Origin of the sequence: Pseudomonas sp. Sample_24 (genome assembly GCF_004307605.1) — a bacterium.
Lineage (GTDB): Bacteria > Pseudomonadota > Gammaproteobacteria > Pseudomonadales > Pseudomonadaceae > Aquipseudomonas.
The window spans coordinates 1-5,495 of sequence record NZ_RCNW01000275.1; the positions used below are offsets into that span (position 1 = coordinate 1).

Consider the following 5,495-nt stretch of genomic DNA (forward strand, 5'->3'; position numbering starts at 1 on the left):
GCCGGTGCCGGTGAAGTTCGGGTCCAGCGGCGCGTCGTGCAGGTCGCGGGCATGGGCGTAACGACCGGCGGCGTTGGCCTGCCAGATCTCCACCAGAATCCCCGGCACCGGCAGACCGTTTTCATCCAGCACGCGGCCATGAATGATGATGCGCTCACCCTGCGGCTGACCTTCGTGCTGAGCGGTCAGGTCATTGTCTTTTTCGTTGACGCGCTCGGCGCCGACGGTCGGCCCGGTGATTTCCGACAGCGAATGGGGCAGAAACACCAACGGCTTCGATGGCGAGCGCAGGTTGGTGGATTGATAGCTCGGGTGCAGGTACTCCGGCTGAGTACCCTCCTGCGGGCGACGATAACCAGGCTTGTCAGTCATTACACTTTCCTCAGTTCTTATTAGTCGACAGGGCGTGTCAGACCCGTTCGATTGCCAAAGCCAGACCCTGGCCGACACCGACGCACATGGTCGCCAGGCCTTTCTTGCCACCGGTCTTTTCCAGCTGATGCAACGCCGTCAGGACCAGACGCGCACCGCTCATGCCCAACGGATGCCCCAGGGCAATGGCGCCGCCGTTTGGATTGACCTGCGGCGCGTCGTCGGCAATTCCCAGCTCACGCAACACCGCCAGACCCTGGCTGGCGAAGGCTTCGTTGAGTTCGATCACGTCGAAATCGCTGACCGCCACACCAAGGCGCTCGATCAGTTTACGTACCGCCGGCACCGGGCCAATGCCCATCACACGCGGTGCCACACCGGCGCTGGCCATGCCCAGCACTTTGGCGCGGGCAGTCAGACCGTGTTTTTTCACCGCTTCGGCCGAGGCGAGGATCAGCGCCGCGGCGCCGTCGTTCACGCCCGAGGCATTGCCGGCTGTGACGGTTTTGTCGGGACCGTTGACCGGTTTGAGTTTGGCCAGGGCTTCCAGGGTGGTGTCGGCGCGAGGATGTTCGTCCTGGCTGACGATGGTTTCACCCTTCTTGTGGGCAATGCGCACTTCGACGATTTCTTCGGCGAAAAAACCTGCGGCCTGGGCGGCAGCGGTGCGTTGCTGACTGCGCAAGGCGAATGCGTCCTGATCGGCGCGGGACACCTTGTAATCATCAGCAACGTTGTCGGCGGTCTGCGGCATCGCGTCCACACCGTACTGGGCTTTCATCAGTGGGTTGATGAAACGCCAGCCGATGGTGGTGTCTTCCAGTTTCATGTTGCGCGAAAACCCGGCGTCCGCCTTGCCCATCACGAACGGCGCGCGGGACATCGACTCCACGCCACCGGCAATCGCCAGCTCCATTTCACCGCTGGCGATGGCGCGGAACGCCGTGCCGATGGCGTCCATGCCCGAGGCGCACAGGCGATTGAGAGTCACGCCGGGAATGGTCTGCGGCAAACCGGCCAGCAGCAGCGCCATGCGCGCCACGTTGCGGTTGTCTTCACCCGCCTGGTTGGCGCAACCGAGGAACACCTCGTCGACGGCATTCCAGTCCACCGATGGATTGCGCTCCATCAAGGCCTTGAGCGGCACGGCGGCCAGGTCGTCGGCGCGAACCGCAGACAAACCACCACCAAAACGGCCGATGGGGGTGCGAATCGCGTCGCAGATGTAAACGTCACGCATCATGCTTCTCCAGGTGCTTCAGATGGGTAAAGCCTTCCGACTTTGAAAAAAAGGCGCCGATGCGCAGCGCCGGAGTGGCTGAAGAGTAAGCCCGTGAAAAACGTCAAACAATCCGATAATCGACTGAGTGTTCGCTTATCGAACACATTGTTATCCGGCTATTGGTACCCGAAAGCTTCGCGGGCAAGACTCGCCCCTACAAATCCAGGTGCCTCTGTAGGAGCGAGGCTTGCCCGCGAAGATGCCATCAACCACGATGAAGATTCAGACGCCTGAAATCAGGTTGCATCCGCATGGCTGACCAAACCCTTGATCACCACCGCGGCGGTCGCCAATGCTGCCGGAATCACCAACGCCGTCAGCACCTGCTCGAAGTTCCAGCCCAGGCCCAACAGCGTGGCGCCCATCCAGGCTCCGAGGATCGCACCGAAACGGCCGATACCCAGCATCCACGAAACACCGGTGGCACGTCCCTGAGTCGGATAGAAGCGCGCGGCCAGCGATGGCATCGCCGATTGCGCGCCGTTGACACACATCCCCGCCACCAGCACCAGGGTCGCCAGCAACGTGATGTTGCCCAGGCTCTGCCCTACCGCGTAGGCAAATACCCCGGCCAGCAGGTAGAAAGTACCGATCACCTTGTGCGGATTGAACCGATCCATCGCCCAACCCACGCCCACCGCGCTCAATACCCCACCGAACTGGAACAATGCGCCGATGAATGCCGCCTGTTCCATGCTCGCGCCGCTATCGCGCATGAGGGTCGGCAGCCAACTGGTCAATAGGTAAACAATCACCAGCCCCATAAAGTAAGTCAGCCACAGCAACAATGTGCCAACGCTGTAGGTGCCCGAGAAGATCACCGCGAACACGTTGCGCGCCTTCACGGTTTTCTGTTCCGGCACACTGAAGCTGGAGGCCTGGGCCACCACAGTCGGATCAATCGGCGCCAGCGCCTGGCGCACCTTGTCGGTACCGCGATTGCGCACGACCAGATAGCGTGCCGATTCCGGCAACCAGAACAGCAAAACGACGGCGAGGATCAACGGCAGAATCCCGCCGATCAGCAGCAGGCTGTGCCACCCGAACGCCGGAATCAACTTGGCGGAAATGAATCCGCCACCGGCCATGCCCAGGTTGAAACCGCAGAACATGCTGGTCACCAACAGGGATTTCTTGCGCTCCGGGGTGTATTCCGACAGCAGCGTCGTGGCGTTGGGCATACCGGCGCCCAGGCCCAAGCCGGTCAGAAAGCGCAACACCAACAGTTGCTCGACGTTGGTGCTGTAAGCCGAGGCCAGGCTGAACGCCCCGAACAACAGCACTGCACCGACCAGTACGACTTTTCGTCCAAAGCGGTCAGCCAGCGGGCCGGAACCCAGTGCGCCAAAGACCATGCCGATGAGCGCGGCACTCATCACCGGGCCGAGACTCGCGCGATCGATCCCCCAGTCCTGAGAAAGCGCAGGCGCAATGAAACCCATGGCCGCCGTGTCGAGGCCATCGAGGAAGACAATCAGGAAACACAGAATCACCACTCGCCACTGATAACGCGAAATGGGTTGAGCATTGATGAAGGACTGCACGTCGAGGCAGTTCCCTACAGCAGACTGAGGCTGGTTCATTATTTTTATTCCGTGGATCACAGTCGAACGGGGAGCCAGCCAATGCTGGCGCAGCCGCGACATTAATGATCCGGAGGAAACAGCGTCAATTCACCCGAAGCAACTCTGTGCGATTATCGAACACCTTAGGCAAACAGTTGAGCGCTGAGATCGCGGCTGGCACTTAACAAACCAGGGAGGAAGCGTTGTTCCAGCTCATTACGGCTGACCCGACCCGCATGGGTACTGACGTTGAGGGCCGCCACCACTTGACCGGACGCGTCGTACACCGGTACCGCAATCGAGCGCAGCCCCTGCTCCAGTTCCTGATCGACGATGCACCAGCCCTGCTGCCGGACTTCCTTCAAGCATTCGAGCAATGCCTCTGGGGTGTGGATCGTGCGACTGGTCTTGGCCTGCAAATCGGCGTGCTCGAGGTATTCACCCAGGGACGAGTCATCCAGCGCCGCCAGCAGGATCCTGCCCATCGACGTGCAATAGGCCGGCAAGCGCCCACCCACCGACAGATCGACCGAAATCAGCCGCTGGGTCGTTGCCGAGCGGGCGATGTACAGAATGTCGTCACCTTCCAGGGTCGCCATGTTGCAGGCTTCGTGCAGTTGCTCGCTCATGCGGTCCAGATACGGCTGGGCCGACACCGCCAGCGGTGTCGAGGATACGTAGGCATGGCCGAGGGTCAGCACTTTGGGCAGCAGGGAATACGTGCGGCCGTCGGTAGTGGCGTAGCCAAGTTTGATCAGGGTGTGCAGGCAACGTCTTACTGCAGCGCGGGGAATTTCCGTGCGGTGACTGATCTGCGCAATGGTCAGGTGCCGTTTGCGCTCCTGAAACGCTTGCACGACAGCCAGCCCCCTCGCCAGCGAGGTCATGAAGTCCGGATCACCTGTGAGTGCCTGGATTCGCTTGGCGGGCGACGCGACGATGGGCGGTGCCACAGAAGCAAAGGAATTGCGCAGTTGATCGTTCATTACAGATTCTCTTCCCACACGGATCAGCGTGTATTACAAGTGGCTATCGGTCCGGCGCACAAGCCGTGCCGGCTCCAGATTGGGCGATTATCGAACCGTTGACCGATAATCGCAATCGCCGTACATCATCCGAGCCAATCAAAGAGCGTGTTTCAAGCATTCACCACGGTGACAATGCAGACTTGCCAAGGTCGATGTAATTGCCAAAAAGTTGTTCGACTTAATGGCGCCAGAAAGCTATCACTGAACAGTGATAGCATTCAGCGCTCTAGTTGGCCGTGAAAGTAACGAGTAACAAAACGATCACACATCGCGACCTACTTTTAACTCTGTAGAGATAGAGTTCTGTGAATCGCTCGCTATAATGCAAATCAGTAGCCAGACGGTTTTCTACTTGCCGACTCCGCTACAAGGTGGCGCGATGTTCCATCGCTGCCGCCCCCGGCAAGCGCCCGACGCTGACTGCATTGCATCGTCAACGCGCTCGCTGAAAACAGGAAGCTGATGCTGCGTCAGCTATTTATCTCTGGTGCCGTGGTCGCCTGCAACATGGACGTATTGATCGCCCTGCCGTAAAACAATGCCCTCACCGGCCTTGTCGATGCGTCGAGAATGATCGATACATTGGATGCAGCGCGTTTCACCAGAATTTATCTCAACTCAATCAGGTAGCACTGTGACGAAAGACGAACTGCGCGCGGAACTTGAGCGCCAGGAACAACGTTACAAGGAAGTTTACGGCGGGGAAGTCACCACCTACGCCGCCCAACCCGAACCGGAGCGCAAACCCTGGCGTAAACGCGCCACCGTTCAGGATCAGGTTTTCAAGCAAGAACTTGAAAAAATGGAAAAGGAACTCAAAGCCGAAGAGCCTTGATGGTCCCGGCTTTAATCCTTACAAGGGTCTGCGATTGCCCCCGTTAAAAGCGGGATGCATGGATGTTGCCTTTTGCGCCCGCTACAAGCGGGCAGCGGCCACCTTGCTCATCCGAAAAGGTAAAGGGCGCATATCCGACCCTCTTCTCAGAAATTTCACACAAGCGTTCAGGCCCCTCCTCCGAGCGCGCGAAACCCTTTTGCCATGGGTGTTTTCAAATAAATTCAATGACTTGCAAGGCCCGTAAAATCACCGACACGCAGGACTGCGGCTCAAATTAATTCGTTGAAGAATGTTACCAACGAGCAGCTAGTGCATTGATTGGCACGCTTTTCTGGCATAATCCCGCCCCCCTTATGACCGGGTCAGAAAACCTTCATGATCGATTTATTCAGCGGACTGGATGCTTGGGT

General features: G+C 58.9%; 4 protein-coding genes and 1 pseudogene. 1 reads left to right on the plus strand and 4 read right to left on the minus strand.

All coding sequences use genetic code 11. From position 1 onward, the window contains the following. The 4 genes and pseudogenes from D8V06_RS15410 to pcaR all read right to left on the minus strand — a co-directional run. A pseudogene (locus tag D8V06_RS15410) lies at positions 1-372 on the minus strand (protocatechuate 3,4-dioxygenase subunit beta); the annotation flags it as partial. Positions 373-409: 37 nt separating this feature from the next. After that, positions 410-1,615 carry a 3-oxoadipyl-CoA thiolase gene (pcaF, locus tag D8V06_RS15415; protein WP_177336598.1) on the minus strand — a complete coding sequence of 402 codons (1,206 nt, stop codon included), beginning with the start codon at positions 1,613-1,615 and terminating at the stop codon, positions 410-412. A 275-nt stretch (positions 1,616-1,890) separates the two neighbouring features. Continuing rightward, positions 1,891-3,237 (minus strand): MFS transporter, encoded by a 1,347-nt coding sequence (locus tag D8V06_RS15425; protein ID WP_056856102.1) that lies wholly within the window; start codon positions 3,235-3,237, stop codon positions 1,891-1,893. Positions 3,238-3,362: 125 nt separating this feature from the next. Continuing rightward, entirely contained in the window at positions 3,363-4,205 is an 843-nt protein-coding gene (gene pcaR / locus D8V06_RS15430; protein ID WP_130904359.1) for a pca regulon transcriptional regulator PcaR, read from the minus strand. 676 nt (positions 4,206-4,881) lie between these two features. Between pcaR and D8V06_RS15435 the strand changes: the two genes are divergently transcribed. Beyond that, positions 4,882-5,082, plus strand: a complete 201-nt coding sequence (locus D8V06_RS15435) for a hypothetical protein (protein WP_008056863.1) — start codon at positions 4,882-4,884, stop codon at positions 5,080-5,082. The last annotated feature ends 413 nt before the right edge of the window (positions 5,083-5,495 follow it).